Genomic DNA, 25,340 nt, shown 5'->3' with positions numbered 1-25,340 from the left:
AGCTCACTTGCCGCCCACGCCCATCAGGCCGCCGACCAGGGCGCGCCGGGCCACCAGGTAGACGGCGAAGATCGGGATGCCGGAGAGGACGACCGAGGCGAGCAGGGCCGGGATGTTCACGCCGAACTGGCTGACGTAGTTGAAGAGTCCGAGGGTGAGGACCCTCGGTCCGTCGGACTGGGTGAAGATCAGCGGGAAGAGGAAGCCGTTCCAGGCCTGGAGCGCCGCGTAGATGACGACCGTGCTGATACCGCCCTTGGTCATCGGGATGACCAGCTGGAACAGCATCCGGGTCGCCGACGCGCCGTCGAGCGCCATCGCCTCGTACAGGTCCTCCGAGATGTCCCGCAGCGTGCCGGTCAGGATCAGCACGGAGACCGGCATCGCGAACGCCGCCGTAGGGAGGATCACCGCCAACAGGCTGTCGTACAGGTCGAGTTTGGCGATCATCAGGTACAGGGGGACCACGACTGCCTGGGCCGGGATCGCGACTCCCATCAGGAACAGACGGAAGGCCCCGCCCGACCAGACCGTGCGGGTGCGTACGGCCACGTAGGCCAGCGGCACGCACAGCACCAGGACTATGCCTACGACCGCCGCCGCCACCAGTGCCGTGTTCGCGAGGAAGTGGCCGAAGCCGTTGTGCAGGACGGTGTTGTAGTTGGCGAAGGTCGGATCGGTGGGCGGCTTCAGGGCGTTGTTGCCGAGGGCCTTGTCCTGGCGGGTGAGGGACGCCGAGATCATCGCGTAGATCGGGACGATGACGACGGCCAGCCAGAGGAGGGAACCCAGGCCCGCGACAGGGTTGGGGCGCCTGGTCCAGTGCCGGCGCCTGCGGGTGCGCGGGGGTTCCACCGGCTCCTCCACCGCCTTCGCCGGACGCGGCAACGTGTCGTGTGACACTCCGTCACATCCCTTCGCGGGTACTGCGCATGGCGCCGAAACCGGTGAGCCTGACCAGGACGAGGGAGAGCGCGGTGGCGATGACGACCAGGAAGGTCGCGATCGCGCTCGCGTAGCCGAAGTCGTAGCTCTTGAAGCCGGCTTCGTACATCAGGTACGGCAGGATCGCCGTGTCCGTGCCGGGGCCGCCCTGCGTGAGGATCAGGACGGTCTCGAAGTAGGTGAGCGACCCGACGATCATCAGCACGCTGGACGTCGTCGCCGTGTTGCGGAGTTGGGGCAGCGTGATCGAGAAGAACTGCCGGTAGCGACCGGCGCCGTCAATCGCCGCCGCCTGATAGAGCACTTCGGGAATCTGCCGGGCCCCGCCCTGATAGATCAGCGTGTGGAAGGGGATGAACTGCCACCCCCCGACAAACACGATCGCGAGAAACGCCCCGCTCGTCGACCCGAGCGTGTCCTGGTGGATGACACCGAAGTTCGGGTCGAGGAGTGCGTAGAAGAGCAACGCGATGGCGGTGGAGGAGAGCAGGAACGGCACGAAGAAGATGGCTGAGAGGACGGCCCGGTTGCGCTGGCGCCCGGCCGCCCAGACCCCGAGAAGCAGGGAGACCACCGTCTGGAAGGCCCAGCTGATCACCGTCAACAGCACGGTGACGGTGAGGGATTGGGTGAGACGGGAGTCGTGCAGGAGTTTCTGCCAGTTGGCGAGGCCTACGGGCTTTGGGTCCCCGAGCCCGTTCCAGGTGGTGAAGGAGAGATAGACGGCCAACACCATGGGCGCGACGGCGAAGAAGACGAAGAAGAGAACCCCGGGCACAGCCCACACGACGTGAGGTGAATTCCGGTGCGCTGATGAACTCCGCTGCGCTGGAGCGCCCCTAAAGGGGCGCGGGGCTGTGTCATTTTGCGGCTCCGCCGCGGGGCGCGACCAGCCACGACGGCCCCGCAGTTGAAGAACCGGCCCCTCCGCGGAGCGCTCGCTCACTTCAACCCCTTGAGCGCGGACACGAACTGGCTAGGCGAACTCTTCCCCACAAACAGCTTGTTGATCTCGGTCAGCATCGGCGTAGACACATCCGGATCCACCGCCTGATCCCAGCTCAATGTGAACGCCGGCGCCTGCTGCACCATTTGGTACTGGAACTTCGCGAACTCGGGGTTGGGCGAGGAGTCGAGAAGCTTCTCCGCGTTCGACGTGGTCGGAATGTCCCCGTTGGCAACGAGATCCTTCGCATACGCCTCCGACGCACAGTCACGAAGGAACGCGATCGCCGCATCCTTGTTACCCGTACGCGCGTTCACGGACCAGTAGTTGGTGGGGTTCCCGACCACGTTACGGATATCGCCCGCACCCCCCTCGTACTTCGGAAACGCGGACCAGCCAAGGTTCGTCTTGGCGAAGTCGGGGAACTTCCCGAGCTGCGTCGAGTACTCCCACGACCCCATCAGATGCATCGCCGCCTTGCCCTTGGCGAACACCGCGGGCGCCCCACCGTTGACGTACGACACCGAACTGAAACCCTTGCCGAACGCGCCGTCGTCAATGAGTTCCTTGACGGTCTCGGCGGCCTTGAGAACTGCGGGGTCCCCCCAACCGGACGCGTCCCCGTTCTTGATCTTGTCGAAGACCTCGGGCCCGCCGATCCGGTCGACCAGGTACTCCAGCCACATCAACTCGGGCCAGATGTCGGCCCCGCCGAGCGCGAACGGCGTGATGTTCGCCGCCTTGAGTTTCTTGTTGATGTCGAGCAACTCGGCCCAGGTGGTGGGCGGTTGGAGTTTGTGCGCGGCGAAGACGGACTTGTTGTAGAAGAGGATCACCGGCTGCATACCGCGCATCGGTATGCCGTAGTTCTTGCCCTTGAGCGCGCCCGCCGCGAGCACCGACGGCAGGAAACCGTCCTTGAGGACCGGGTCGCTCTTGATGGTGTCGGTGAGGTCGACCAGCTGGTTCGCCTCCTGGTACGCCTTGATCGAGCCGCCGCCCCAGTTGAAGAAGACGTCCGGCGCGTTCGGCGAGCCCATCGCCGTGCGCAGCTTGGCCGGGTAGTCGGTGCCGGGCACCTTCTCCAGCTTGATCTTGCCCTTGGCCTTCTTCGCCGCCGCCGACGCGTTGAACCGGGTGACGGCCTCGGCCTGCACCTTCGCCGCGTCGTCGCCGTAGGTGAAGGCGGTGACCGTGCCGCTGCCGCCGGTGCTGTCACTGGAGCCGCAGGCCGTGAGCCCGGTGGTGAGCAGGGTGGTGGCACCGGCGCCGAGCACCCAGCGCCTGCTGAACGTACGCCCGCCGTTGGACGTGTTGGGCTCCATGGACAGCACCTCTCGTGCGAATGTTTCGAGCCGTTCTACGAATGTTCCGGGAACGTAAGGCGCGCTGGGGGGTTCGTCAAGAGGTCGCGCAGGGATACGATCGCCGCCATGACAGCCCCGGATTCCGCCGAAACCCAGACAGCGGGTCGGCCGACCCAGACCGCCACGCTCGCCGAGATCGCCCGCGAGGCCGGAGTGTCGGCTCCGACTGTTTCGAAGGTCCTCAACGGCCGTGCCGATGTCGCCCCCGCGACCCGCACCCGCGTCGAGGACCTGCTCCGCGTCTACGGCTACCGGCGCCGCCGCGCCGAGGCGACCCGCTCCCCGCTGATCGACCTGGTCTTCCACGAGCTGGAGAGCGCCTGGGCGATGGAGGTCATCCGGGGTGTGGAGAACGTGGCGCGGGACGCCGGGCTGAGTGTGGTGCTGAGTGAGAGCGCGGGGCGGCTGACCCCGGGCCGCACCTGGGCCGACCAGGTCGCCGCCCGCCGCCCGCACGGCGTGATCCTCGTCCTCTCCGGGCTCGACGAGTCCCAGCGGGCGCTGCTCACCAGCCGTTCCATCCCGTTCGTGGTGATGGACCCGGCCGGTGACCCGGGCGCGGACGTGCCGTCGATCGGGGCGACGAACTGGCAGGGCGGGCTTGCCGCCACCCGGCATCTCGTCGAGCTGGGCCACACCCGGATCGGCGCGATCAGCGGACCGTCCCGGATGATGTGCAGCCGCGCCAGGGTGGATGGATACCGGGCCGCCCTTGAGACGGCCGGGCTGCCGGTCGACCCCTCGCTGATCACCACCGGCGACTTCCACCACGAGGCCGGCTACCGGCTCGGGCTTGAGCTGCTGCGCCGCCCGGACCGGCCCACCGCCGTGTTCGCCGGCAACGACCTCCAGGCGCTCGGTCTGTACGAGGCCGCGCGTGAACTCGGGCTGCGCATCCCGGAGGACCTGAGCGTGGTCGGCTTCGACGATCTGCCGGTCGCGCGCTGGGTCGGCCCGCCGCTGACGACCGTACGACAGCCCCTCACCGAGATGGCCGAGGCGGCGGCGAAGCTGGTGCTCGACCTCGGGCGGGAGCGGGAGTCCTCGGCGGCGCGGCGGGTGGAGCTGGCGACGAGCCTGGTGGTGCGGAGCAGTACGGCACCCCCCGCCGAGTGACACCGGTGGCCGGAAGGTGACGTATTGACGAGTGGGGTGAGTCGCCCCACACTCCTCCGAAGCCAATCGGTTGCACAACCGAAACTTTCGGAGGCACCCGCAATGAGATCTCTGAGAACCGGCTTATCCCTGGCGGCCCTGTTCACCGGCGCCGTCATGCTCTTCGCGGCACCCGCCGCGCACGCCGCCGACACCCCACTGCGCGACCTCGCCGCCGCGAAGGGCAAAGTCGTCGGCACCGCGGTCACCGGCTCCAAACTCACCGGCACGTACGGCGACATCGCCGGCGCCCAGTTCAACTCGCTCACCCCCGGCAACGCCATGAAGTGGGGGACCGTAGAGCCGGCGCAGGGCAGCTTCAACTGGTCGGAGGCGGACCAGATCGTCGCCTTCGCGCAGGCCCACAACCAGCAGGTGCGCGGCCACACCCTGGTCTGGCACAGCCAGAACCCGAGCTGGCTGACGAACGGGACATGGACGTCGGCCCAGTTGAGCAGCCTGCTCCAGAACCACATCAGTACCGAAGTCGGCCGCTACAAGGGCGAGATCACCGCCTGGGACGTGGTGAACGAACCCTTCAACGAGGACGGCACCTACCGCTCGACGCTCTGGTACAACGGCCTCGGCGCCAACTACATCGCGCAGGCGCTGACTTGGGCCCACGCGGCCGACCCGGCGGCCAAGCTGTACATCAACGACTACAACGTCGAGGGCGTCAACGCGAAGTCCACCGCCCTCTACAACCTGGTCAAGTCCCTCAAAGCGGCGGGCGTCCCGATCGACGGGGTCGGCCTCCAGGCCCACCTCATCCTCGGCCAGGTCCCGGCCACGCTCCAGCAGAACATCCAGCGCTTCGCCGACCTGGGCGTGGACGTGGCGATCACCGAGCTCGACGTACGGATGGCGCTTCCCGCGGACGCCACCGAACTCGCCCAGCAGAAGGCCGACTTCAAGAGCGTCATCGCCGCCTGTGTCGCCGTCGCGCGCTGCGTCAACGTCACCGCGTGGGGCTTCACCGACTCCGATTCCTGGGTGCCGAGCACCTTCCCGGGCTACGGGGCGGCGACGCCGTACGACGAGAACTACGCGCCGAAACCGGCGTACTACGGCATCTCGGAGGCGCTCGGCGGCACGACCACGACCCCGCCGCCGACGAACGGGGCGTGCTCGGCGACGTACGGCGTGAGCAGTCAGTGGAACTCCGGGTTCACGGGGCAGGTGACGATCGCCTGCTCCGGGGCCTCGCTGTCCTCCTGGAAGGCGAGCTGGACGTACGGCGCCGGCCAGCAGATCACGCAGGCCTGGAACGCCACCTGTACCCAGTCGGGGACCGCTGTGACCTGCGCGAACGCGGCCTACAACGGCACGGTCCCGGACGGCGGCTCGGTGACGTTCGGGTTCAACGCGTCGTGGAGCGGTAGCAATCCGGTACCGGTGGTGACCCTGGGGTGAGGGAGGCAGGGGAGACGGGAGAGCTCCGGGGAGTGAGACGGGACTGAGAACCGTGAAATTTTCCGTAGAAAACCGTCTCAGGACGGCTCCCCTAACTTTCTCCTAATAATTCGGACTTACGTTCCTCCCCGTGACGGACACAGAGAACGTTGACGAGGACAGACGCGTGGGCCGGCGGTCGAGAGTGCTGAAGATCGCCGGCCTCACTCTGGCCGGCGCCCTCGTCCTGGGCGTCGCCACGGCCGGCTGGGCCTACTGGCACCTCAACAACAACATCAAAAGCGTCGACATCGACAGCGCGCTCGGCGCGAACCGTCCCGCGAAGGCGGTGACCACCCCCTCCGCCGCCGCGTCCGCGTCCGCCACCCCCGTGCCGACCGGCTCCCTGAACATCCTGGTCCTCGGCTCCGACTCGCGCAGCGGCAAGGAGAACAAGGCGCTCGGCGGCGGCAGCAGCTCCGGCGCACGCTCCGACACGGCGATGGTCGTGCACATCGACGCGGGCCGTAAGAAGGCCACGATCGTCAGCATCCCGCGCGACACCCTCGTCACCCGCCCGTCCTGCCCGCTGTCGTCGGGCGGTTCCACGTCGGTGGCGTACAACGCGATGTTCAACACCGCGTACTCGGTGGGCGGTCCGGTGTGCGCGGTCAAGACGGTCGAGTCGATCACGGACGTCCGCATGGACCACTACATAGAGATCGACTTCGCGGGCTTCGCGAAGCTGGTCAACGCGCTCGGCGGCGTCACGGTCACCACCACCCAGGACATCGACGACGACGACAGCCACCTGCACCTCAAGAAGGGCACCCACCACCTCAACGGCAAGCAGGCCCTTGCCCTCGCCCGCACCCGGCACGGCATAGGCGACGGCAGCGACCTCGGCCGAATAGGTCTCCAACAGATGCTGGTGAAGGCCCTGTTGACCCAGATCTCCACCAACGACCTCCTCTCCGACCCCACCAAGCTCTACGAGGTCACCGACGCGGTCACCGACAGCCTCACCACCGACACCGGCCTCGACTCCCTGAGCGAACTGATCAGCCTCGGCCAGAGCCTGAAGGGCCTGTCGGCGGACGCGGTGACGACGGTGACGATGCCGAACGTCACGGCACCGTCGGATCCGAACCGGGTGGTCGCGAAGGAGCCGGCGGCGAGTGATCTGTGGGCGTCGCTGAAGTGACGGGCCGCTGCAACTCCTAGGAAATGACGGGCTGTTGCACCTCCTGGAAATGACAGGCCGCCACAACCCCTGAGCGCGCTGAGGAGCCTCGTCCGGTGACCTGACGCCGTGGACGAGGAGGTCGCCCGGTGTTCTCCCCGTACGCGTACGCCCGTTGGGCGGGCCCGCTCGCAATGGGCCTGGTGCTGCTGGGAGTTGCGCCGCCCGGCACCGGCACGAAGGGAACGATCTGGAAGGGCCCGGTCACCCGCACCGGCACGCCGTCCGCGACGGGTACGCCGAGCTGGCGGCCGGGGCGGCCGGGGCGCCCGGCGAGAAGGGCGGGGTCGGGGCGGCGTACGCGAAGGCGGCGTTCGGGGCGAAGACCGGCTGGGGAAAAAATCTTCGGGGAATTCCGGCGAGTGTGTCGATCCGGTCGCCGCTCGTTCGACGCATGGTTGAAAGGCCGGGAAGAGCCCGGTCGGACAACGTCAGAGAACGAACCGAGGAGTCACCATGCCCCGCTACCTCTCCCTCGTACAGATCGACGAGAAGACCGCCCCCGCCGAGGGCCCCAGCGCCGAGCTGATGCAACGCATGGGCGAGCTGATCGAGGAGATCACCAAGGCCGGGGTGATGCTCGACACCGCCGGCCTCACCCCGACCGCGCAGGGCGCCCGTGTGCACTGGGAGGGCGGCAAGATCTCCGTGACCGACGGCCCCTTCACCGAGTCCAAGGAGGTCGTCGGCGGCTACGCGCTCATGCAGTGCAAGGACATGGCCGAGGCGATCGAGTGGACGAAGCGGTTCCTGAAGGTGCACGAGGAGTTCTGGACGGTGACGTGCGAGGTGCGGGAGATCGCGGAGGGCTGAGCCTTCCCCGGCTCCGCCCGGTCCGCGGGCCTTCCTTGGCCTGAGGGCACCGGAGGTGTTCGATGGTGGGTTGTGGAACCGGAAGCACAACCCACCGCCTCGCCCGTGACCGCTCCGGAAACCTCTCTGGAGACCGCTCTGGAGACCGTCTTCCGTATCGAGTCACCGCGCATCATCGCCGCCGTCGCCCGCATAGTCCGCGACGTCGGCATCGCCGAGGAACTCGCGCAGGACGCGCTGGTCGCCGCTTTGGAGCAGTGGCCGAGGGACGGCGTGCCCGACAACCCGGGCGCCTGGCTCATGGCCACCGCCAGGCACCGCGCCGTCGACCTGATCCGGCGCCGGGAGAACTACGCCCGCAAGCTCCAGGAGATCGGCCGCACCCTGGAGACGACGGCCCCGCCCGAGGAACCCCCGGCCCCCGACGACATCGACGACGACCTGCTGCGCCTCGTCTTCACCACCTGCCACCCGGTCCTGTCCCCGGAGGCCCGCACGGCCCTCACCCTGCGTCTCCTCGGCGGCCTGACCACCCCCGAGATCGCCCGCGCGTTCCTCGCCCCCGAGCCGACGATCGCCCAGCGCATCGTCCGCGCCAAACGCACCCTGGCCACCAAGAACGTCGCCTTCGAGGTCCCCTACGGCCCCGACCGCGAGGCCCGTCTGGGCTCCGTCCTGGACGTCATCTACCTGATCTTCAACGAGGGTTACGCGGCGACGGCGGGCGACGACTGGCTCCGCCCGAGCCTCTGCGAGGACGCGCTGCGCCTGGCCCGCCTGCTGGCCGGCCTGATGCCGAAGGAACCCGAAGTGCACGCGCTGGCCTCCCTGTTGGAGTTCCAGGCCTCCCGCTCGGCCGCCCGCACCGCCCCGAACGGCGACCCCGTCCTCCTCAGGGACCAGAACCGCCGCCGCTGGAACCGCCTGCTCATCGCCCGCGGCATCACCGCCCTGGGCCGTGCGGACACCACGTCCACCGGCGCCCCCGGCCCCTACGCCCTCCAGGCCGCCATCGCCGCCTGCCACGCCCACGCTTACACCTACGACGAGACCGACTGGCCGACGATCGCGACCCTGTACGGCCTCCTCGCCGCCCGATCCCCTTCCCCCGTGGTCGAGTTGAACCGCGCGGTCGCCGTCTCGATGGCGCAGGGCCCGGCCCCGGCACTGGAGATCGTCGACACCCTCGCCGCCGAACCCGCCCTGCGCGACTACCACTTGCTGCCGAGCGTCCGCGGCGATCTGCTCCTCCGCCTCGGCCGTACGACGGAGGCGAAGGAGGAGTTCGAAAGGGCGGCTTCGCTGGCGCGCAACGAACGCGAACGCCAACTCCTGCTCCGCCGGGCCGCGGAGGCGTCGTAGCGCGGTCGTGAATCCGTCGTGGCGCAAAGGGGGTTCGCAGGGCCCGCCCCGGTGCCAGAATTCGACGGAGCGTCACATGGTCGCGAGAGTCGGGGAGTCGGGGAAGTCGGGGAAGTCGGGGGACCCGGGGGATGGATGACGTATCGCACGCTCTCGGCGGTCAACTCCTCGCGCTGGACGGCGCGTCGGTCGTCACGGCCGTAGGAGGGGTGGCGGTCGCCGTGGTCGCGGCCGGGGTCGCGCTCTGGCAGACGGGGCGGACGCGGGTGCTGGAGAAGGAGAAGATCCGGCTCCAGTTCGACGCGGACCTGCGGTTGCGGGAGCAGGAGTGGGCCCACGAGCGGAGCCTCTCGGAGCGCGACCGCAGACGCGCCGCACAACAGGCCGACCAGGAACGCGCCCGGACGGCCGAGCAGGTGGCCGCCCGCCGCAGCAGCCTCGTCGCCGAGGCGGCGGCCTACTGCGCGCGCCTGGCACAGGAGTTGGCGACCCTGCGCATCCTCGACATGTCCCGCCCCCTCCGCCTCGACCGCCTCTACGTCCAGGTCCGCGTCCAGGAACAGCAGCCGCTCCGCTTCGTCCGCGAGGAGGAACTCGCCGCCAGGGACGGTGGCCGGGACGCCACGCACCGGCAGGCCCCGCCCACCGACTCGGGTGCCTCCGCGCACACGTACGCACCGGTCGACGCCCTCCAGCGCTACCAGCGCATGGTCGTGGTCGGGGACCCCGGCGCCGGAAAGACCACCATGCTCCGCCACCTCGCGCTGCGCATGGCCCGCCAGTCGGAGGGCGAGTCACTGCCCGAACTCCCCGCGTACGTAGAGCTGTTCCGCTTCGTGGAGAGCGGCCACGACTCGCTGCTCGACTATCTCGCCGAGCACTGGGCCGACCAGTACGGCTTCACGGACGCGCGGGAGTACGTGGCGGAACGCCTGACCGACGGCACGGCGGCGCTGCTCCTCGACGGACTGGACGAAGTCCTGGGCGGGGAGAGCCCGGAGGAGGCCGCGAGCGCCTACAACCGGGTCACCGAGGAGATCGCGCGCCTGGCGACCCGCTTCCCGCGCGCCCTGATCGCGACGACCTGCCGCCGGCACGGCTGGCAGGGCGGACTCCCGCAGTTCCAGGTGCTGGAGGCACTGGACTTCGAGTGGCCGCAGATCGAGACGTTCGTCGCCAACTGGTTCGGCGACCGCGACCGCCGCCGCGGCGGCCTGGTCCGCGCCCTGACCGCCAACGCCCGCCTCCAGACCCTCGCCGCGAACCCCCTGCTCCTCAGCCTGATCGCCATCGTCTACGAGCGTGACCTGGAGCTGCCCGAGCGCCGCGCCGCCCTCTACCGCCGCTGCGTCGAGGTCCTGCTGCGCGAATGGGACGCCCACCGCAAGATCGCCCGCTACAGCCGCTTCACCACCGACCGCAAACAGGACCTCCTCAAACAACTCGCCTGGCACTACCACCAGCGCGGCCAGCGCTACTTCCCCGAGGAGGACCTCCTCGAACTGATCGCGGACTTCCTCCCGACGATCGACCTCCCCCGCGAGGACGCCCGCGCGATCCTCGACGAGATCGCGGCCCAGTACGGCCTCCTGAAGGCGCAGGCCCATGGGTGGTACGGCTTTCTGCACCTGACCTTGCAGGAGCACTTCGCGGCGACGGCTCTGCTGGAGCGGGGGGAGGAGGGGATCCGGTGGGCGGTGGAGTCGCGGTACGACCCGTGGTGGGAGGAGGTGATTCTGCTGCTCGCGGGATCACTTCCGGATGCGACGCCACTGCTGTTGGGGGTGCTGCAACTGCCGCCGGAGGAGGGCGAGTCGGACCTGCTCCAACTACCGCACGACGACCTGTTCCATACCGATCTGCTGCTCGCCGCGCGGTGTCTGACGGGGGCTCCGAGGGTCGCCGATGTCGGTCTGCGGCGACGGATCGTCGGGGCGGTGTGGGCGTTGCTGGAGACGACGGAGTACGAGGGGGAGCGGCAGCGGGCGGCGGAGGCGATCGTCGGGGTGGTGGGTTCGGAGGAGCAACTGACCGAGGTCATCGGCCGTATCGGCGACGAACGGCGGGGCGTCGCGGCGCGAGTCGCCTTGGTGGACGCCTTGGTCGCGCACGGTGGGCGGAACGTGGGGGAGCGGCTGCTCGGAGTGCTGGTACTCCGCTCCGAACATCCCGATCGGCTGCGGGAGCAGCTCGTCGATGCCGTCGGCCTTCTGCGCGTGGAGAGTGCCGTACCCATGCTGACGGCGGAACTGGCCGAGCTGCTGGGCCAGTTGCCGTCCTTGACGACGGGCTCTCACGACTACTATTCCCGGCTTGGCCTGATCCGTGCCGTCCTGTGGGCGCTGGGCGCGACAGGAGCGCCGGTCGGCATCTTCGTGCGCACCATCGACACCTACGGCGAGTCGGACTCCTTCGAGGACATCGTCGAGGGGATCGAGGACTGGTGGGCGGACGCGCGGGGTTCCGGTGTCCAGGAATGGCTTCTTGGGCTTCTTCTGCGGCCCAACGGCTGGTTCTACGAGCGCTGGAAACTGGCCACCGTGTATCTGGGCATGGCGGGCGATCCCGGAGCCGGAGTTCTCCTTGACGCCGTGCGGTCCAGGTCGACGCGGGACCATCAGAAGGTCTCCCTCATGATGGCTCTGGCGCAGTACACGGCCAAGGGGCACGGCTGGGCGTACCGTGACGCTCTCCTCGCTCTCGCCCGAGATGAGGACGTGATCTGGCAGGCCCGTTGGCTGGCCCTCGAATGCCTTGACCGCAGCCCGGGGAACATCGAAGAGATCCAGCCACTCATCGAAGCCCGGGACGTGCGCGTGTCCGTGGCCGCCGCCACCACCTCGGCCGCCTGGGGGACACCACTCGGACTCGACATCGTCCGGGACGCCATCCTGGACGGTGCCGTGCCCCACGATCTGAGGTACGAGGTGAGGCCGGGTCGGTCCCACTCCTGGCCGGGCAGGAACTCCCATCGCCTCGCCGAGGTCCTGTCCCCGTACGGCGACCTCGGTATCGCACAGGGTTTCTTCGACATGGACCTGGCATCCCCCGCAGCGGCCGACTACGCCCTCGGCTGGCTCAACGAACTGGCTCCCGAGGCGGGGGTGGATCTCTATCTACGGTTGGGCGGACAGGGGCATCCGGGCATCGGATCGCAGACCCCGACGCAGGTTCCGCACTCGCGGGCGCATGCGGTTCTTGAGTACACGCGTGGTGCCGGGATGTCGTCGGAGTACGAGGTCAAGAGCCTTCTGTCGGCCGCCGCCGCGGTCGCCGACGACGCCGAGTCGGTCGGCCTGTTGCTGTGGCACGTCCGCCAGTCGGACCGCGGGATCAGCCGCCACGCCTACGACCTCGCCCACACCGTGAGCCGCCGCGCCCGAGTCCGAGTCCTCCGCGACCACACCGTCGAGCCCCTCCCCTGATCGCCCGACCGTCAGACAGGCCGCCCGATCAACATGGTTGGCGCCCCGGCCACCCGAGTGAGAAACACCGTCGCCGAGTTGGGCCCCTGAGGCTTCACCTTCCGCCGCAACTCCTCCGGCTCGACGGCGGACCCCCGCTTCTTCACGGTGAGCACGCCCACCCCACGCTCCCGCAGCAACGCCTTCAACTTCTTGACACCGAAGGGGAGTTGATCGGTGATCTCGTAGGCGGAGGCGTACGCGGTCGGCCGTAGCTCATCCGCTGTCACATACGCGATGGTCTCGTCGATGAGCCCGCCCCCGACCTCCTCCGCGACCTCGGCGACGAGGTGGGCGCGGATGACGGCGCCGTCGGGTTCGTACAAGTACCGCCCCACGGAACGCACTTCAGGGTCGGGAAGCCCGCGCCCGTGCAGAACTCGCGGACCCGGCAGCAGAGTTGCCCGCACCGCCCCCGGCCGCACCCCCGCCCCGAACCACAGCACCGCCTCCTTCACGTCACCCCCGTCCGAGATCCACTCCGCCTCGGCCGTCGCCGGGATCGCCTCGTGCGGCACCCCGGGTGCGATCTTCAGCGCGGCGAGCGGGGCCGTCGTAGCGGCGCCGACGGCCCAGGACAACGGCGGTGAGTACGCCTCGGGATCGAAGATGCGTCCCCGGCCGCCGCGCCGCGCGGGATCGACGAACACGGCGTCGTACGCGGACGTGTCCACGTCGGTGACGTCCGCCTCGCGGACCTCGATCAGTTCGGCGAGTCCCAGCGCCTCCGCGTTCGCCCGCGCCACGGCCACCGTCAGCGGATCGCGGTCCACGGCGAGCACCCGCACCCCCGCCCGCGCCAGCGCGATCGCGTCGCCGCCGATTCCGCAGCAGAGGTCCGCGACGGAGGTCACGCCCAGGTCGAGCAGGCGGGCGGCGCGGTAGGCGGCGACGCTCGTGCGGGTCGACTGTTCGAAGCCGTTGGGGGTGAAGAACATCCGGCCGGCGTCCTCGGGCGTGAACTTCGCCGCTGCCGCGCGTTGCCGCAGCCGGGCCTGGCCGAGGGCCGCCGAGACGAGGTCGGCGGGGTGGTCGCGGCGGAGCCGGGTGGCGACGGCGAGTTCCTTGGCCGGGTCGGTGCCGCGGACCTCGTCGAGGAGGGCGCGGCCCTCGGGGGTGAGCAGGGCGGCGAAGGCGAGTACGGGATCGTTCACCGGGTCAGTGGGGTCGTTCACCGGGACATTGTGGGCCAGTCGGTGGACGGTGTGCCTCCGGTGGCGGTGTGTTGGCGGTGTCGCCGTGGGATCGGGGCCGGTGCCTGAAAAGATCCGACCCCATGCGAGTAGTCGTACAAAATGACATCAATCGGGCGCGCGGGGGCCGGGAGACCCAGGGAATCCAGGGGACCCGAGGGACCCGAGGGACTCAGGGGATCCAAGGGGCTCAGGGGACCCGAGAAATCCAAGGGGTCCGAGGGATCCGGGGCGATCGAGGTCGGACGACGGGAGTCGCCCGTGGCGCGCTCGCCGCCCTCGCGCTCGCCGCTCTCGTCTCCGGGTGCGGCCAGCCCGGCTCGGGCGCGGCCGTCCACCCGGCGCAGGGCGCGCAGCCGCTGCACGCGCCCCCGGCCCGCGCGCTGGACTCCTACGCGACCAAGTTGCGCGCCGCGTACGCCGCGCGGGTGGCCGCCGCGAAGCGCTGGGGGCTGGCGAAGGTGCCGCTCACGGCGCCGCCGGCCCCGGCGCACAAGCCGGAGATCACCGCGCGCAAGGGCTTCGAGGTGGACGACCAGGAGGAGTTGAACCTCCCCCCGGTCTTCACGACGATCCCCACGAAGCAGAAGATCGTCTTCCTCACCATCGACGACGGCGAGAACAAGGACCCCGCGTTCCTGCGGATGATGAGCGACCTGAAGATCCCGTACACGGCCTTCCTCAGCAACTACCTGGTGAAGGACGACTACGGCTACTTCCGGAAGATGCAGGCCCAGGGCCACACGATCAACAACCACACCCTCACGCACCCGTACCTGCCGGGCCTGTCGTACGCCGAGCAGAGGCGTGAGATCTGCGGCATGCAGGACATCATGAAGAAGCAGTTCGGCAAGGCCCCGACGGTCTTCCGGCCGCCGTTCGGCAACTACAACCACGACACCCTCGTCGCCGCGAAGTCCTGTGGCATCAAGTACGCCCCGATCTGGGACGAGGAGGTGTTCGTCGACCACTGGGAGTACCGCGAGTGGGACCGGGACCTGCACCCCGGGGACATCGTCCTGACGCACTTCCGGGGCCGTGACGAGTGGAAGGGCACGATGGTCGACGACATGCGCCGCTTCCTGGGCAAGGTCACGGCGGAGGGTTACGCGGTGGCCCGCCTGGAGGACTACCTGTGAGGCGGGCGGGCCGTGTGCGGGTACTGGTGGCCGTCGCGTCGGCGGCCGCTCTGCTGGTCCTCACCGGCTGCGCCCAGTCCGTCGACCCCATCGAACGGCTCGGCAAGAAGGCCGCCCAACGCGTCCACCCACACGGCCCGTCCCGCGAACAGCCGTACCGCCACTGGGGTTTGACGGCCCCCCTGGCCCCCGCCCCCAAACCCTCCCCCCGACCCGCCCCCCGCTCGGCGGGCCCGGGCCTCCCACCGGTCGTGGACCATGTCCGCACCCGCGACAGGGTCGTCTTCCTGACCTACGACGACTACGGCAGCACGGGCGCGGGAGGAGAGCGACGGAACCAAGGGGAGCAAGGTGAGCAACGGGAGCTGAGTGACCCGAGGTTGGCCGACATGGTCCGCGAACTACGGCTCCCGGTAACGGTGTTCCGCACCCCACCGGAGCGCGGCCACTTCGCCGGCCGCCCCTACGCCGCCCAACGCACCGAGATCTGCGGCCACCAGCCCCGCCCCAGGTCCCGCTTCCTCCGGCCCCTCTACGGCGCGTACGACACGACGACCCTCCGCGCCGCCGCCGACTGCGGAGTCTCCGCCCTGGTCCTGTGGCGAGCCTCCACGACGACCGGCCCCCTGACCTACGCCCGCGGCGACCACCGCCTCACCCCCGGCGACATCGTCCGCGTCGGCCCGGCCGACAGCACGGCCCGCCTGCTGCGGGGCATCCAGGGGCGGGGTCTGACGGTGGGGCGACTGGAGGACTATCTCTAGTCCGGCGCCAAGGAGGAATGAGGAATACCGCGGCGGTGAGGGCCACGCCAACTGACGCACGCAGCCAGGCCGTTGCCGCCCACAGGGGGCCATGAGCAGCGGCGCCGGGGAGGGGCGGGTGGGGGAACCGCGGGCGCTGCGGGATTTCGGGGAGGCGCAGGGCTGTGGGAAGGCGAGGGGGAGCGGGGCGGGGTGGGATGGGATGGGGAGACGCTAGGGGGCTTCTTGAGTACCGGTCGGGAAACTCGGGTTGTTGATTGGGTGTTCGGGGTGAGGGCGGAACCTCTTCGGTTCGGGGCGGCGAAATCCGCCGCTTGGTGTTCGGGTCCGGGATCGCGCTTCACCGGCGCGGGCGGGCGACTCCAGCTGTCGGCGTTCGACGACCGGGGTCGTGTCCTTCCAGCACCGGTCGACGAATCCAGCCGTCGGGCGTTCGCGGGTCGGGACCGCGCTGCTCCAGTGCAGCTCGGCAATTCGAACTGCCTGGCGTTCGAGAACTAGGCCGGCGCCCTTCGCAGCACCGGTCGGCAACTCAACCTGCCCGGTGTCCGAAGACGAGCCCCGCACCTTTCCAGCACAGGCCGCCAATCTCAGCCCGTCCGGCGTTTGAGGACGAAGCCGGGGGCCGATGGCGGGGGGCTGGGGGCGCAGCCCCCACGGACGGTGACGCCGAGACGCGCCCGCCAAGAGAGCGCGGGGTGACTTCGAAATTCGGCTCAAGCGCCGCGGGCATTGGCACTCCGCTTGACCGAGTGCTAATCGCAGTCATAGTCTCAGGTCTGGCACTCCCCCCTGGAGAGTGCCAATAGCGACGGGCAGGTCCGGCACCCGCGACGACGGATCCACCTGGTCGCCACCTCAGACAGTTAACCCCGTGAGATCTCCGAAGGGGGAGGTCGGATCGTGACGACCACCAGCTCCAAGGTTGCCATCAAGCCGCTTGAGGACCGCATTGTGGTCCAGCCGCTCGACGCCGAGCAGACCACGGCCTCTGGCCTGGTCATCCCGGACACGGCCAAGGAGAAGCCCCAGGAGGGCGTCGTCCTGGCCGTGGGCCCGGGCCGCTTCGAGAACGGCGAGCGTCTTCCGCTCGACGTGAAGACCGGCGACATCGTGCTGTACAGCAAGTACGGCGGCACCGAAGTGAAGTACAGCGGCGAGGAGTACCTCGTCCTCTCGGCCCGCGACGTGCTCGCGATCATCGAGAAGTAATTCGCTTCACGCACATTCAGTATGTGAGCTGCGCCCCTGGCCCCCGCGACCTTATGAAGCCGGGCGTCAGGGGCGTAGTTCGTTTCACCCACGTTTTCCGAGAGGGCTGAACCGCTCCCATGGCGAAGATCCTGAAGTTCGACGAGGACGCCCGTCGCGCCCTCGAGCGCGGCGTCAACAAGCTTGCCGACACGGTCAAGGTGACGATCGGCCCCAAGGGCCGCAACGTCGTCATCGACAAGAAGTTCGGCGCCCCCACCATCACCAACGACGGCGTCACCATCGCCCGCGAGGTCGAGCTCGACGACCCGTACGAGAACCTCGGTGCCCAGCTGGTGAAGGAGGTGGCGACCAAGACCAACGACATCGCGGGTGACGGCACCACCACCGCCACCGTGCTCGCCCAGGCGCTCGTCCGCGAGGGCCTGCGCAACGTCGCCGCGGGTGCCTCCCCGGCCGCCCTGAAGAAGGGCATCGACGCCGCCGTCAAGGCCATCTCCGACGAGCTGCTCGCCACCGCGCGGCCCATCGACGACAAGGCCGACATCGCCGCCGTGGCCGGTCTGTCCGCGCAGGACAGCCAGGTCGGCGAGCTCATCGCCGAGGCGATGGACAAGGTCGGCAAGGACGGTGTCATCACCGTCGAGGAGTCCAACACCTTCGGTCTGGAGCTGGACTTCACCGAGGGCATGGCCTTCGACAAGGGCTACCTGTCGCCGTACTTCGTGACGGACCAGGAGCGGATGGAAGCGGTCCTCGAGGACCCGTACATCCTCATCCACCAGGGCAAGATCAGCTCCATCCAGGACCTGCTGCCGCTGCTGGAGAAGGTCATCCAGGCCAACGCCTCCAAGCCGCTGCTGATCATCGCCGAGGACGTCGAGGGCGAGGCCCTGTCGACCCTGGTCGTGAACAAGATCCGCGGCACGTTCAACGCGGTCGCGGTCAAGGCCCCCGGCTTCGGCGACCGCCGCAAGGCGATGCTCGGCGACCTCGCCACCCTCACCGGCGGTCAGGTCATCGCCGAGGAGGTCGGCCTCAAGCTCGACCAGGTCGGCCTGGACGTGCTGGGCTCCGCCCGCCGCGTGACGGTCACCAAGGACGACACGACCGTCGTCGACGGTGCCGGCGACTCCTCCGAGGTCGCGGGCCGCGTCAACCAGATCAAGGCCGAGATCGAGAACACCGACTCCGACTGGGACCGCGAGAAGCTCCAGGAGCGCCTCGCGAAGCTGGCCGGCGGCGTGTGCGTGATCAAGGTCGGCGCCGCCACCGAGGTGGAGCTCAAGGAGAAGAAGCACCGTCTGGAGGACGCCATCTCCGCGACCCGCGCCGCGGTCGAGGAGGGCATCGTCTCCGGTGGTGGCTCCGCTCTGGTGCACGCCGCCAAGGTCCTCGAGGGCAACCTCGACAAGACCGGCGACGAGGCCACCGGTGTCGCCGTCGTACGCCGCGCGGTCGTCGAGCCGCTGCGCTGGATCGCCGAGAACGCGGGCCTCGAGGGCTACGTCATCACCGCCAAGGTCGCCGACCTGGAGCCCGGCCAGGGCTTCAACGCCGCGACCGGCGAGTACGGCGACCTGGTCAAGGCCGGCGTCATCGACCCGGTCAAGGTCACCCGTTCCGCCCTGGAGAACGCCGCCTCCATCGCCTCCCTGCTCCTCACGACCGAGACCCTGGTCGTCGAGAAGAAGGAAGAGGAGGAGCCGGCCGCCGCTGGTCACAGCCACGGCCACTCCCACTGACGCGAGTCGGTGAACCCGTAGTACGTGTACGTCGAAGGCCCGGCATCCCCCAGGGGGCGCCGGGCCTTCGCGTTCCGTCGAAACCTTCGTCACCGAGCCCGCCCCCACCGGGGCGGCTGCCGTCACTGCGGCCCGTACTTCCGCCCGGTCTTCGAGGTGACCCCGCCCAGCACCGCCTGCGGAGTGATCTTCACCAGGCCCATCAGTGCCTTGTAACGCGGGTCCGGGATCGACAGCGTCTTGCCGCGCGCCAGATCCGCGAGCGCCGCCGCGACCAGCTTGTCCGCGTCGAGCCACATCCAGTTCGGGATGTTGTCCGTACCCATCCCGGCCCGCTCGTGGAACTCGGTCCGCACGAAGCCGGGCGCCAGTGCCATCAGTCGTACGCCCGTACCCGCCAGGTCCTTGGCCGCGCCCTGCGTGAACTGCACGACCCACGCCTTCGACGCGCCGTACGTCCCGCGCGGTACGAAGGCCGCCACCGACGCCACGTTGACCACCCCGCCGCGCCCGCGCTCCCGCATCGCCTCGGTCGCCGCGCTGGTCAGCCGCAGCACCGCCTCGCAGTGCACCTTGAGCATCTTCAGCTCGTCTGCCATCGACACGTCGAGGTAGCGGCCCTTGTTGCCGAAGCCCGCGTTGTTGACCAGCAGGTCGACGGGGTTCTTGCGGTCGGCGACGCGGGCGGCGACCGTGTCGATGCCCTTGTCCGTGGCCAGGTCGGCGGTGAGCACCTCCGCCTCGATGCCGTGCCGGTCGTGCAGTTCGGTCGCCTGCTCCCCGAGCCGCTGGGTGTTCCGCGCCACCAGCACGAGGTTGTGTCCGTCCGCCGCGAGCCGCCGCGCGAACGCGGCACCGATCCCCGCGGTCGATCCCGTAATCAATGCCGTTGTCATGGCGCAAGATTAGTGACCCGGAGCGAGCCGGTCCGATCTCTGCACAGGCCCTCCCGATCCGTGACGAACACGTGTCGAACACCGTGTCGAACGGGCCGTGGCGGCGGTTCAGCCCGGGTGCTCCGCGACATATTTCCGGGCCTGCGCGAGGGACTCCGGATGCAGCGCCTCGCCCGCCGGGAGCAGCAGCGGCAGCAGTTCCCGCTCGGTCGTCACAGCACGGAACTGCAGGGCCACCGTCACGTCGTGGTCGGGCCGGTGCACGATCTCGATCGCGTCGCCCGCCCGGATCTCACCGGGCTCGATCACCCGCAGATAGGCCCCCGGCGCACCCTTCACGGTGAACCGTTTCACCCACCCGCGCTCGCCCAGATGGTCCTGGAAGGTACGGCACGGGATACGCCCGCAGGTGACCTCCAGGACCACCTCGGGACCGATCCGCCACCGCTCACCGATCCGCGCGCCGGACACGTCGAGCCCGAGCGTCGTCAGGTTCTCCCCGAACGAACCGCTGGCCAGCTGGCGCCCCAACTCCCGCTCCCAGCCGTCGAGATCCTCGCGCGCGACCGCGTACACCGCCTGGTCGTCGCCCCCGTGGTGCCGCCGATGGCACACCGCGTCCCCGGCCAGCCCGCTCCCGGCGATGCCCTTCGGCCCGGGCGCGCACACTCGCACCGGCGCGTCGGTCGGCCGCTTGTCGATGCCGGTCACCCCCTCGGGGTGGTCCGTGTACGGCACGGCCGTGGCTCGGCCCAGATTCAGCGAGAGAAGCTTCATGACGGCACCGTAGACGAGACCATCTCAAAGGTATGGCGCATTATCCGTCGCCGTACCCAAGAAGCACTTATGCTCTGCGCATGATCGAGGCCCGACATCTCCGTGTGCTGCGCGCCGTCGCCGCCACCGGCTCCTTCTCGGCGGCCGGGCGCGAACTGGGCTGCACCCAGCCCGCCGTCAGCCAGCAGATGAAGGCCCTGGAGGGCTCGGTCGGCACCCCGCTGCTGATCCGTACCGGCCGCGAGATGCGCCTGACCCAGGCGGGCGAGGCCCTGGTCCGGCACGGCGCCGGCATCCTCGCCGGGCTGACGGCGGCCGAGGAGGAGGTCGCCGCGATCGCGGGCCTGCGCGCCGGCCGGGTCCGCCTGGTCTCCTTCCCCAGCGGCAGCTCGACGCTCGTCCCCACCGCACTGGCCGCCCTGCGCGCCGCGCACCCCGGCACCCGCGTCTCCCTGGAGGAGGCCGAGCCGCCGAACTCCGTCGACCTCCTCCGCGAGGGCGACTGCGACGTGGCACTCGCCTTCCGCTACGAGACGGCGGCGGGCGCGGAGGACTGGTCCGACCTGGTGGTACGCCCCCTGCTCAGCGACCGCCTGGTCGCCCTGGTCCCGGAAAGACACCGGCACGCGCGCGCGGAGTCGGTCGCCATCGGCGAACTCGCCGACGAACCCTGGATCGCCGGCTGCCCGCGCTGCCGGGGCCAGTTGGTCGAGGTTTGCGAGAGGGCCGGCTTCACCCCGCGCATCGACTTCGCGACCGACGACTATCCGGCGGTCGTCGGCCTGGTGAGCGCGGGCCTGGGCGTCGCCGTCCTGCCTCAGCTCGCCATCGAGTCCGTACGACCCCGGGGCGCGCGGACGGTGACGCTGGAACCGGCGGTGCGGCGGGAGATCGTCGCGCTGACGCTGCCGGACCTCGCGCGGGTGCCGGCCGTGGCGGCGACGCTGGACCAGCTGGCGCGGGCGGCCCACGAGAAGTAGGGGGCACGCGTGCGCGTGCCCCCGTTGGGGAACCTGCTGGAGAGTTTGTTGGAGAAACGTTCCTTCAGTTGTTCGAAACGGTGTCCCCGCCGGCCGCCGAGGCCGACACGAGCCGGTTGCGGGCCCGTCCCATCAGTTCTTCGCGCTCGTCCTCGGTCAGGCCGCCCCAGACGCCGTACGGCTCGCGCACCGCCAGCGCGTGCGCCGCGCACTGTGCGCGGACCGGGCACCTCATGCAGACCTCTTTGGCCGAGTTCTCACGAGCGCTTCGTGCCGCACCGCGCTCGCCCTCGGGATGAAAGAAGAGCGAGCTGTCGACCCCTCGGCAGGCAGCCAGGAGCTGCCAGTCCCACAGGTCCGCGTTCGGTCCGGGAAGGCGGGAGAAATCTGCCATTGCGTGACCCCTTGTAGCCGTTATGGGCGGATACGGTGTCCACGACCGTACAACTACGATCTAAGGAGATGAAAATATGACTCATTGCGAATCTAGCCTCAGACACCAGCAAAAGGGAAGAAATAGGGCTGAATGGGGCACCGGTTGTGATGAAAGCTTGTGGGTCGGCCGCGCACGCCTCCACCGTGTCCGCACCCTCACGTAGAGTGCCGAAGATGGCACACGGCCCCGTAACTCTTTCGAGTGACCGTCGTTGAGAGTGCGAGGCGGTTGAAAACACAAGTGCTCGGGCAGGCGTCCGAGACGGTCGACCGCACAGGTGACGATTTCGTACCAGCCTGGAGGCTCAAGGTGACGTGCATCAGTTGCGGAGGGCGGCCATGACATCCGTCCTCGTCTGTGACGACTCCCCGCTTGCCCGAGAGGCGCTCCGCCGCGCGGTCGCGACCGTGCCCGGTGTCGAGCGCGTGACGACGGCGGCCAACGGCGAGGAAGTCCTCCGCCGCTGGGGTGCCGACCGCTCGGACCTCATCCTGATGGACGTCCGCATGCCCGGACTCGGCGGTGTCGAGACCGTGCGGCGGCTGCTGTCCGCCGACCCGGGCGCACGCATCATCATGCTCACCGTCGCCGAAGACCTGGACGGCGTGGCCCTCGCGGTCGCGGCCGGCGCCCGCGGCTATCTGCACAAGGACGCCTCGCGCGCCGAGCTGCGGGCCACGGTCACCCAGGCCCTCGCCGACCCGACCTGGCGACTGGCCCCGCGCCGCCTGCGGTCCGCCGAGATGGGCGCCGCACCGACGCTCACCGCGCGCGAGATCCAGGTCCTCGAAGGGATGAGCCACGGCCGCTCCAACGCGGAGATCGGCCGTGAGCTGTTCCTCTCCGAGGACACCGTCAAAACACACGCACGGCGCCTCTTCAAGAAACTCGGCGCCTCCGACCGGGCACACGCCGTGGCGCTCGGTTTCCGGTGGGGTCTGGTCCGTTAGGACCAGGTCAGTGGGTCGTAGCGGGGATACGAGAATCCCCGCCCGCCACCGGGTGGGCGGGGACGGTGAAGGGGCCCGCCGGGTACCCGCTGCTCGTTTCGCCGCGGATGCCGCATCCTTGAGGTGTGGAGTTCCTCGGGGACGAGTCGGTCGAGCGGGAGGGGAGGGCGCAGGAGATGAGTTCCGGCGCACCTGCTCATAACGCTTCGGTGCACAACAACGGACGCGGTGCCACGGACCCTTCGGCCGCAAGGCACCATGGACCGATGCGTGACGACGAGGGGGCCGGTGCCCAAGGGGCGATTGGTGGGCTCGTCCTTCGCGCGGTCGACGGAGACGAGCAGGCGACCCACGATCTGCTCGCCCACGTACACCCGCTGGCCCTGCGTTACTGCCGCACCCGGCTGTCCCGACTCCCGGGCGACGCACGGCACTTCGTGGAGGACCTCGCCCAGGAGGTCTGCGTCGCCGTCCTTCTCGCACTGCCGCGCTACAAGGACACCGGCCGCCCCTTCGAGGCCTTCGTCTTCGCCATCGCCGCCCACAAGGTCGCCGACCTCCAGCGGGCCGCGATGCGACACCCCGGTTCCACGGCCGTCCCCTCCGACGAGATGCCGGAGCGCCCGGACGACTCCCTCGGGCCCGAAGAGCGCGCCCTGCTCAGCAGCGACGCCGAATGGGCCAAGAAACTCCTGGCCAACCTGCCGGAGAACCAGCGCGAACTGCTCCTGCTGCGCATCGCCGTGGGCCTCACGGCCGAGGAGACCGGTCAGATGTTGGGAATGTCACCCGGCGCGGTCCGGGTCGCCCAGCACCGGGCACTGAGCCGACTGCGGGCCCTGGCCGAGCAGTAACTCCCGTACGGGCACTGCCCTTGGCGGCGGAGCCCTGAGCCGGGGCGCCTCCCGTGAACAGCCGGACGACGGCGTACGTACGAACATACGAAGCCCGGAGCGGGCCGTAGCCGTGGAATCGTGGAATTTGGTGACCGCGCTTCCCGTTAGCATGGACATCCGCACCGATCAAGGCCATTTGGGGAAGGTGTCATGACTGCCAACGTCGACGGAGTGCCCGCCAAATTCGCGACACTAGGGCTGACCTACGACGACGTGCTGCTGCTGCCGGGCGCGTCCGACGTGCTCCCGAACGCGGTCGACACCTCGTCCCGCATCTCGCGCAACGTCCGGGTCAACATCCCGCTGCTCTCCGCGGCGATGGACAAGGTGACCGAGTCCCGGATGGCGATCGCGATGGCCCGCCAGGGCGGTGTCGGTGTCCTGCACCGCAACCTGTCCGTCGAGGACCAGGTCAACCAGGTCGACCTCGTGAAGCGCTCCGAGTCCGGCATGGTCACCGACCCGATCACCGTGCACCCGGACGCCACGCTCGCCGAGGCCGACGCGCTGTGCGCCAAGTTCCGCATCAGCGGCGTCCCGGTGACCGACGGCAACAAGAAGCTGCTCGGTATCGTCACCAACCGCGACATGGCCTTCGAGACCGACCGCTCCCGTCAGGTGCGCGAGGTCATGACCCCGATGCCGCTCGTCACCGGCAAGGTCGGCATCACCGGCGCCGACGCCATGCAGCTGCTGCGCCGCCACAAGATCGAGAAGCTGCCCCTCGTCGACGAGGCCGGCATCCTCAAGGGCCTCATCACGGTCAAGGACTTCGTCAAGGCCGAGCAGTACCCGAACGCCGCCAAGGACGCCGAGGGCCGCCTCATCGTCGGCGCCGCCGTGGGCGCCAGCCCCGAGGCGCTCGAGCGCGCCCAGGGTCTCGCCGAGGCCGGTGTGGACTTCCTGGTCGTCGACACCTCGCACGGCCACAACAGCAACGCCCTCAACTGGATGGCGAAGATCAAGTCGAGCGTGAACGTCGACGTGATCGGCGGCAACGTCGCCACCCGCGACGGCGCCCAGGCCCTGGTCGACGCCGGTGTCGACGGCATCAAGGTCGGCGTCGGCCCCGGCTCCATCTGTACGACCCGTGTCGTCGCCGGCATCGGCGTCCCGCAGGTCACCGCGATCTACGAAGCCTCCCTCGCCGCCCGCGCGGCCGGCGTCCCGCTCATCGGCGACGGCGGCCTGCAGTACTCCGGCGACATCGGCAAGGCGCTCGCCGCCGGCGCCGACGCGGTGATGCTGGGCAGCCTCCTCGCGGGCTGCGAGGAGTCGCCGGGCGAGCTGCAGTTCATCAACGGCAAGCAGTTCAAGTCGTACCGCGGCATGGGCTCGCTCGGCGCGATGCAGTCCCGCGGCCAGGGCCGGTCGTACTCGAAGGACCGCTACTTCCAGGCCGAGGTCGCCTCCGACGACAAGCTCGTGCCCGAGGGCATCGAGGGCCAGGTGCCCTACCGCGGCCCGCTGGCCAACGTCCTGCACCAGCTCGTCGGCGGTCTGCGCCAGACCATGGGCTATGTGGGCGCGGCCACCATCGAGGAGATGGACACCAAGGGCCGCTTCGTCCGCATCACGTCGGCGGGCCTCAAGGAGAGCCACCCGCACGACATCCAGATGACGGTCGAGGCACCGAACTACAGCCGCAGCAAGTGATCGCCACGC

General features: G+C 69.5%; 22 protein-coding genes. 14 read left to right on the top strand and 8 right to left on the bottom strand.

What is annotated here, in order from left to right; translation table 11 throughout:
* Positions 1-3: 3 nt before the first annotated feature.
* From OG714_RS21085 to OG714_RS21075, 3 genes are all read right to left on the bottom strand, one after another.
* Positions 4-903, bottom strand: coding sequence for a carbohydrate ABC transporter permease (locus OG714_RS21085; RefSeq protein ID WP_406123128.1), 900 nt, complete (start codon positions 901-903; stop codon positions 4-6).
* 4 nt (positions 904-907) lie between these two features.
* On the bottom strand, positions 908-1,732 hold the full coding sequence (locus OG714_RS21080) for a carbohydrate ABC transporter permease (protein WP_406123126.1): 825 nt from the start codon (positions 1,730-1,732) through the stop codon (positions 908-910).
* A 155-nt stretch (positions 1,733-1,887) separates the two neighbouring features.
* Complete coding sequence (locus OG714_RS21075; protein ID WP_406123124.1) at positions 1,888-3,216, bottom strand: ABC transporter substrate-binding protein; 1,329 nt, start codon at positions 3,214-3,216, stop codon at positions 1,888-1,890.
* Positions 3,217-3,324: 108 nt separating this feature from the next.
* On the opposite strand from OG714_RS21075, the gene OG714_RS21070 reads away from it, so the two are divergent.
* From OG714_RS21070 to OG714_RS21060, 3 genes are all read left to right on the top strand, one after another.
* Positions 3,325-4,374: a LacI family DNA-binding transcriptional regulator gene (locus OG714_RS21070; protein ID WP_406123122.1), complete on the top strand. Its 1,050-nt coding sequence runs from the start codon at positions 3,325-3,327 to the stop codon at positions 4,372-4,374.
* A gap of 102 nt (positions 4,375-4,476) precedes the next feature.
* Positions 4,477-5,826 carry an endo-1,4-beta-xylanase gene (locus OG714_RS21065; protein ID WP_406123120.1) on the top strand — a complete coding sequence of 450 codons (1,350 nt, stop codon included), beginning with the start codon at positions 4,477-4,479 and terminating at the stop codon, positions 5,824-5,826.
* 130 nt (positions 5,827-5,956) lie between these two features.
* Positions 5,957-7,009: an LCP family protein gene (locus OG714_RS21060; protein ID WP_406123119.1), complete on the top strand. Its 1,053-nt coding sequence runs from the start codon at positions 5,957-5,959 to the stop codon at positions 7,007-7,009.
* A gap of 243 nt (positions 7,010-7,252) precedes the next feature.
* Here the strand turns inward: OG714_RS21060 and OG714_RS21055 are convergent, their stop codons facing one another.
* Positions 7,253-7,444, bottom strand: coding sequence for a hypothetical protein (locus OG714_RS21055; RefSeq protein ID WP_406123117.1), 192 nt, complete (start codon positions 7,442-7,444; stop codon positions 7,253-7,255).
* A 60-nt stretch (positions 7,445-7,504) separates the two neighbouring features.
* On the opposite strand from OG714_RS21055, the gene OG714_RS21050 reads away from it, so the two are divergent.
* The 3 genes from OG714_RS21050 (at position 7,505) to OG714_RS21040 (ending at position 12,648) form a co-directional block, all read left to right on the top strand.
* On the top strand, positions 7,505-7,861 hold the full coding sequence (locus OG714_RS21050) for a YciI family protein (RefSeq protein ID WP_019055574.1): 357 nt from the start codon (positions 7,505-7,507) through the stop codon (positions 7,859-7,861).
* A 105-nt stretch (positions 7,862-7,966) separates the two neighbouring features.
* On the top strand, positions 7,967-9,223 hold the full coding sequence (locus OG714_RS21045; protein ID WP_406123115.1) for an RNA polymerase sigma factor: 1,257 nt from the start codon (positions 7,967-7,969) through the stop codon (positions 9,221-9,223).
* Between the two features lie 131 nt (positions 9,224-9,354).
* Complete coding sequence (locus tag OG714_RS21040) at positions 9,355-12,648, top strand: NACHT domain-containing protein (RefSeq protein WP_406123113.1); 3,294 nt, start codon at positions 9,355-9,357, stop codon at positions 12,646-12,648.
* 11 nt (positions 12,649-12,659) lie between these two features.
* Here OG714_RS21040 and OG714_RS21035 read toward each other — a convergent pair whose 3' ends face one another.
* Positions 12,660-13,862 carry a THUMP-like domain-containing protein gene (locus tag OG714_RS21035; RefSeq protein ID WP_406123111.1) on the bottom strand — a complete coding sequence of 401 codons (1,203 nt, stop codon included), beginning with the start codon at positions 13,860-13,862 and terminating at the stop codon, positions 12,660-12,662.
* A gap of 101 nt (positions 13,863-13,963) precedes the next feature.
* On the opposite strand from OG714_RS21035, the gene OG714_RS21030 reads away from it, so the two are divergent.
* The 4 genes from OG714_RS21030 to groL all read left to right on the top strand — a co-directional run bounded on the left by OG714_RS21030 (position 13,964) and on the right by groL (position 18,740).
* On the top strand, positions 13,964-15,019 hold the full coding sequence (locus OG714_RS21030) for a polysaccharide deacetylase family protein (protein ID WP_406123109.1): 1,056 nt from the start codon (positions 13,964-13,966) through the stop codon (positions 15,017-15,019).
* Positions 15,020-15,033: 14 nt separating this feature from the next.
* Positions 15,034-15,783, top strand: a complete 750-nt coding sequence (locus OG714_RS21025) for a hypothetical protein (protein ID WP_406123107.1) — start codon at positions 15,034-15,036, stop codon at positions 15,781-15,783.
* Between the two features lie 903 nt (positions 15,784-16,686).
* Complete coding sequence (gene groES, locus OG714_RS21020; RefSeq protein WP_019066754.1) at positions 16,687-16,995, top strand: co-chaperone GroES; 309 nt, start codon at positions 16,687-16,689, stop codon at positions 16,993-16,995.
* A gap of 119 nt (positions 16,996-17,114) precedes the next feature.
* Positions 17,115-18,740, top strand: coding sequence for a chaperonin GroEL (gene groL, locus OG714_RS21015; RefSeq protein ID WP_200687744.1), 1,626 nt, complete (start codon positions 17,115-17,117; stop codon positions 18,738-18,740).
* A gap of 122 nt (positions 18,741-18,862) precedes the next feature.
* Here the strand turns inward: groL and OG714_RS21010 are convergent, their stop codons facing one another.
* Both OG714_RS21010 and OG714_RS21005 read right to left on the bottom strand, forming a co-directional pair.
* Positions 18,863-19,636, bottom strand: a complete 774-nt coding sequence (locus tag OG714_RS21010; protein ID WP_406123104.1) for an SDR family NAD(P)-dependent oxidoreductase — start codon at positions 19,634-19,636, stop codon at positions 18,863-18,865.
* Positions 19,637-19,744: 108 nt separating this feature from the next.
* Positions 19,745-20,413: an MOSC domain-containing protein gene (locus OG714_RS21005; RefSeq protein WP_406123101.1), complete on the bottom strand. Its 669-nt coding sequence runs from the start codon at positions 20,411-20,413 to the stop codon at positions 19,745-19,747.
* Positions 20,414-20,493: 80 nt separating this feature from the next.
* On the opposite strand from OG714_RS21005, the gene OG714_RS21000 reads away from it, so the two are divergent.
* Entirely contained in the window at positions 20,494-21,393 is a 900-nt protein-coding gene (locus OG714_RS21000) for a LysR family transcriptional regulator (RefSeq protein WP_406123099.1), read from the top strand.
* A gap of 64 nt (positions 21,394-21,457) precedes the next feature.
* Here the strand turns inward: OG714_RS21000 and OG714_RS20995 are convergent, their stop codons facing one another.
* The gene (locus OG714_RS20995; protein WP_381248918.1) at positions 21,458-21,787 is read right to left on the bottom strand and encodes a WhiB family transcriptional regulator; all 330 of its coding nucleotides are present in this window, start codon (positions 21,785-21,787) and stop codon (positions 21,458-21,460) included.
* Between the two features lie 380 nt (positions 21,788-22,167).
* Between OG714_RS20995 and OG714_RS20990 the strand changes: the two genes are divergently transcribed.
* The 3 genes from OG714_RS20990 (at position 22,168) to guaB (ending at position 25,331) form a co-directional block, all read left to right on the top strand.
* Positions 22,168-22,779, top strand: coding sequence for a response regulator transcription factor (locus OG714_RS20990; RefSeq protein WP_003948568.1), 612 nt, complete (start codon positions 22,168-22,170; stop codon positions 22,777-22,779).
* 266 nt (positions 22,780-23,045) lie between these two features.
* On the top strand, positions 23,046-23,633 hold the full coding sequence (locus tag OG714_RS20985) for a sigma-70 family RNA polymerase sigma factor (RefSeq protein ID WP_406123096.1): 588 nt from the start codon (positions 23,046-23,048) through the stop codon (positions 23,631-23,633).
* A 192-nt stretch (positions 23,634-23,825) separates the two neighbouring features.
* A complete protein-coding gene (guaB, locus tag OG714_RS20980; protein ID WP_406123094.1) occupies positions 23,826-25,331 on the top strand; it encodes an IMP dehydrogenase in 1,506 nt (501 codons plus the stop codon).
* Positions 25,332-25,340 lie beyond the last annotated feature (9 nt).

It is taken from the genome of Streptomyces sp. NBC_00989 (genome assembly GCF_045162655.1).
Taxonomy (GTDB): domain Bacteria; phylum Actinomycetota; class Actinomycetes; order Streptomycetales; family Streptomycetaceae; genus Streptomyces.
The sequence above is the reverse complement of the archived record's forward strand: the minus strand, read 5'-3'. Positions and strand labels throughout refer to the sequence as shown.

Bases quoted from the DNA above. Each gene is read 5' to 3' on its own strand.
- OG714_RS21005 (WP_406123101.1), bottom strand. From the start codon at position 20,413: ATGAAGCTTCTCTCGCTGAATCTGGGCCGAGCCACGGCCGTGCCGTAC.
- OG714_RS20985 (WP_406123096.1), top strand. From the start codon at position 23,046: ATGCGTGACGACGAGGGGGCCGGTGCCCAAGGGGCGATTGGTGGGCTC.
- OG714_RS21010 (WP_406123104.1), bottom strand. From the start codon at position 19,636: ATGACAACGGCATTGATTACGGGATCGACCGCGGGGATCGGTGCCGCG.
- guaB (WP_406123094.1), top strand. From the start codon at position 23,826: ATGACTGCCAACGTCGACGGAGTGCCCGCCAAATTCGCGACACTAGGG.
- OG714_RS21065 (WP_406123120.1), top strand. From the start codon at position 4,477: ATGAGATCTCTGAGAACCGGCTTATCCCTGGCGGCCCTGTTCACCGGC.
- OG714_RS20990 (WP_003948568.1), top strand. From the start codon at position 22,168: ATGACATCCGTCCTCGTCTGTGACGACTCCCCGCTTGCCCGAGAGGCG.
- groL (WP_200687744.1), top strand. From the start codon at position 17,115: ATGGCGAAGATCCTGAAGTTCGACGAGGACGCCCGTCGCGCCCTCGAG.
- OG714_RS21075 (WP_406123124.1), bottom strand. From the start codon at position 3,216: ATGGAGCCCAACACGTCCAACGGCGGGCGTACGTTCAGCAGGCGCTGG.
- OG714_RS21040 (WP_406123113.1), top strand. From the start codon at position 9,355: ATGGATGACGTATCGCACGCTCTCGGCGGTCAACTCCTCGCGCTGGAC.
- OG714_RS20995 (WP_381248918.1), bottom strand. From the start codon at position 21,787: ATGGCAGATTTCTCCCGCCTTCCCGGACCGAACGCGGACCTGTGGGAC.
- OG714_RS21000 (WP_406123099.1), top strand. From the start codon at position 20,494: ATGATCGAGGCCCGACATCTCCGTGTGCTGCGCGCCGTCGCCGCCACC.
- OG714_RS21030 (WP_406123109.1), top strand. From the start codon at position 13,964: ATGCGAGTAGTCGTACAAAATGACATCAATCGGGCGCGCGGGGGCCGG.
- OG714_RS21070 (WP_406123122.1), top strand. From the start codon at position 3,325: ATGACAGCCCCGGATTCCGCCGAAACCCAGACAGCGGGTCGGCCGACC.
- OG714_RS21050 (WP_019055574.1), top strand. From the start codon at position 7,505: ATGCCCCGCTACCTCTCCCTCGTACAGATCGACGAGAAGACCGCCCCC.
- OG714_RS21055 (WP_406123117.1), bottom strand. From the start codon at position 7,444: ATGCGTCGAACGAGCGGCGACCGGATCGACACACTCGCCGGAATTCCC.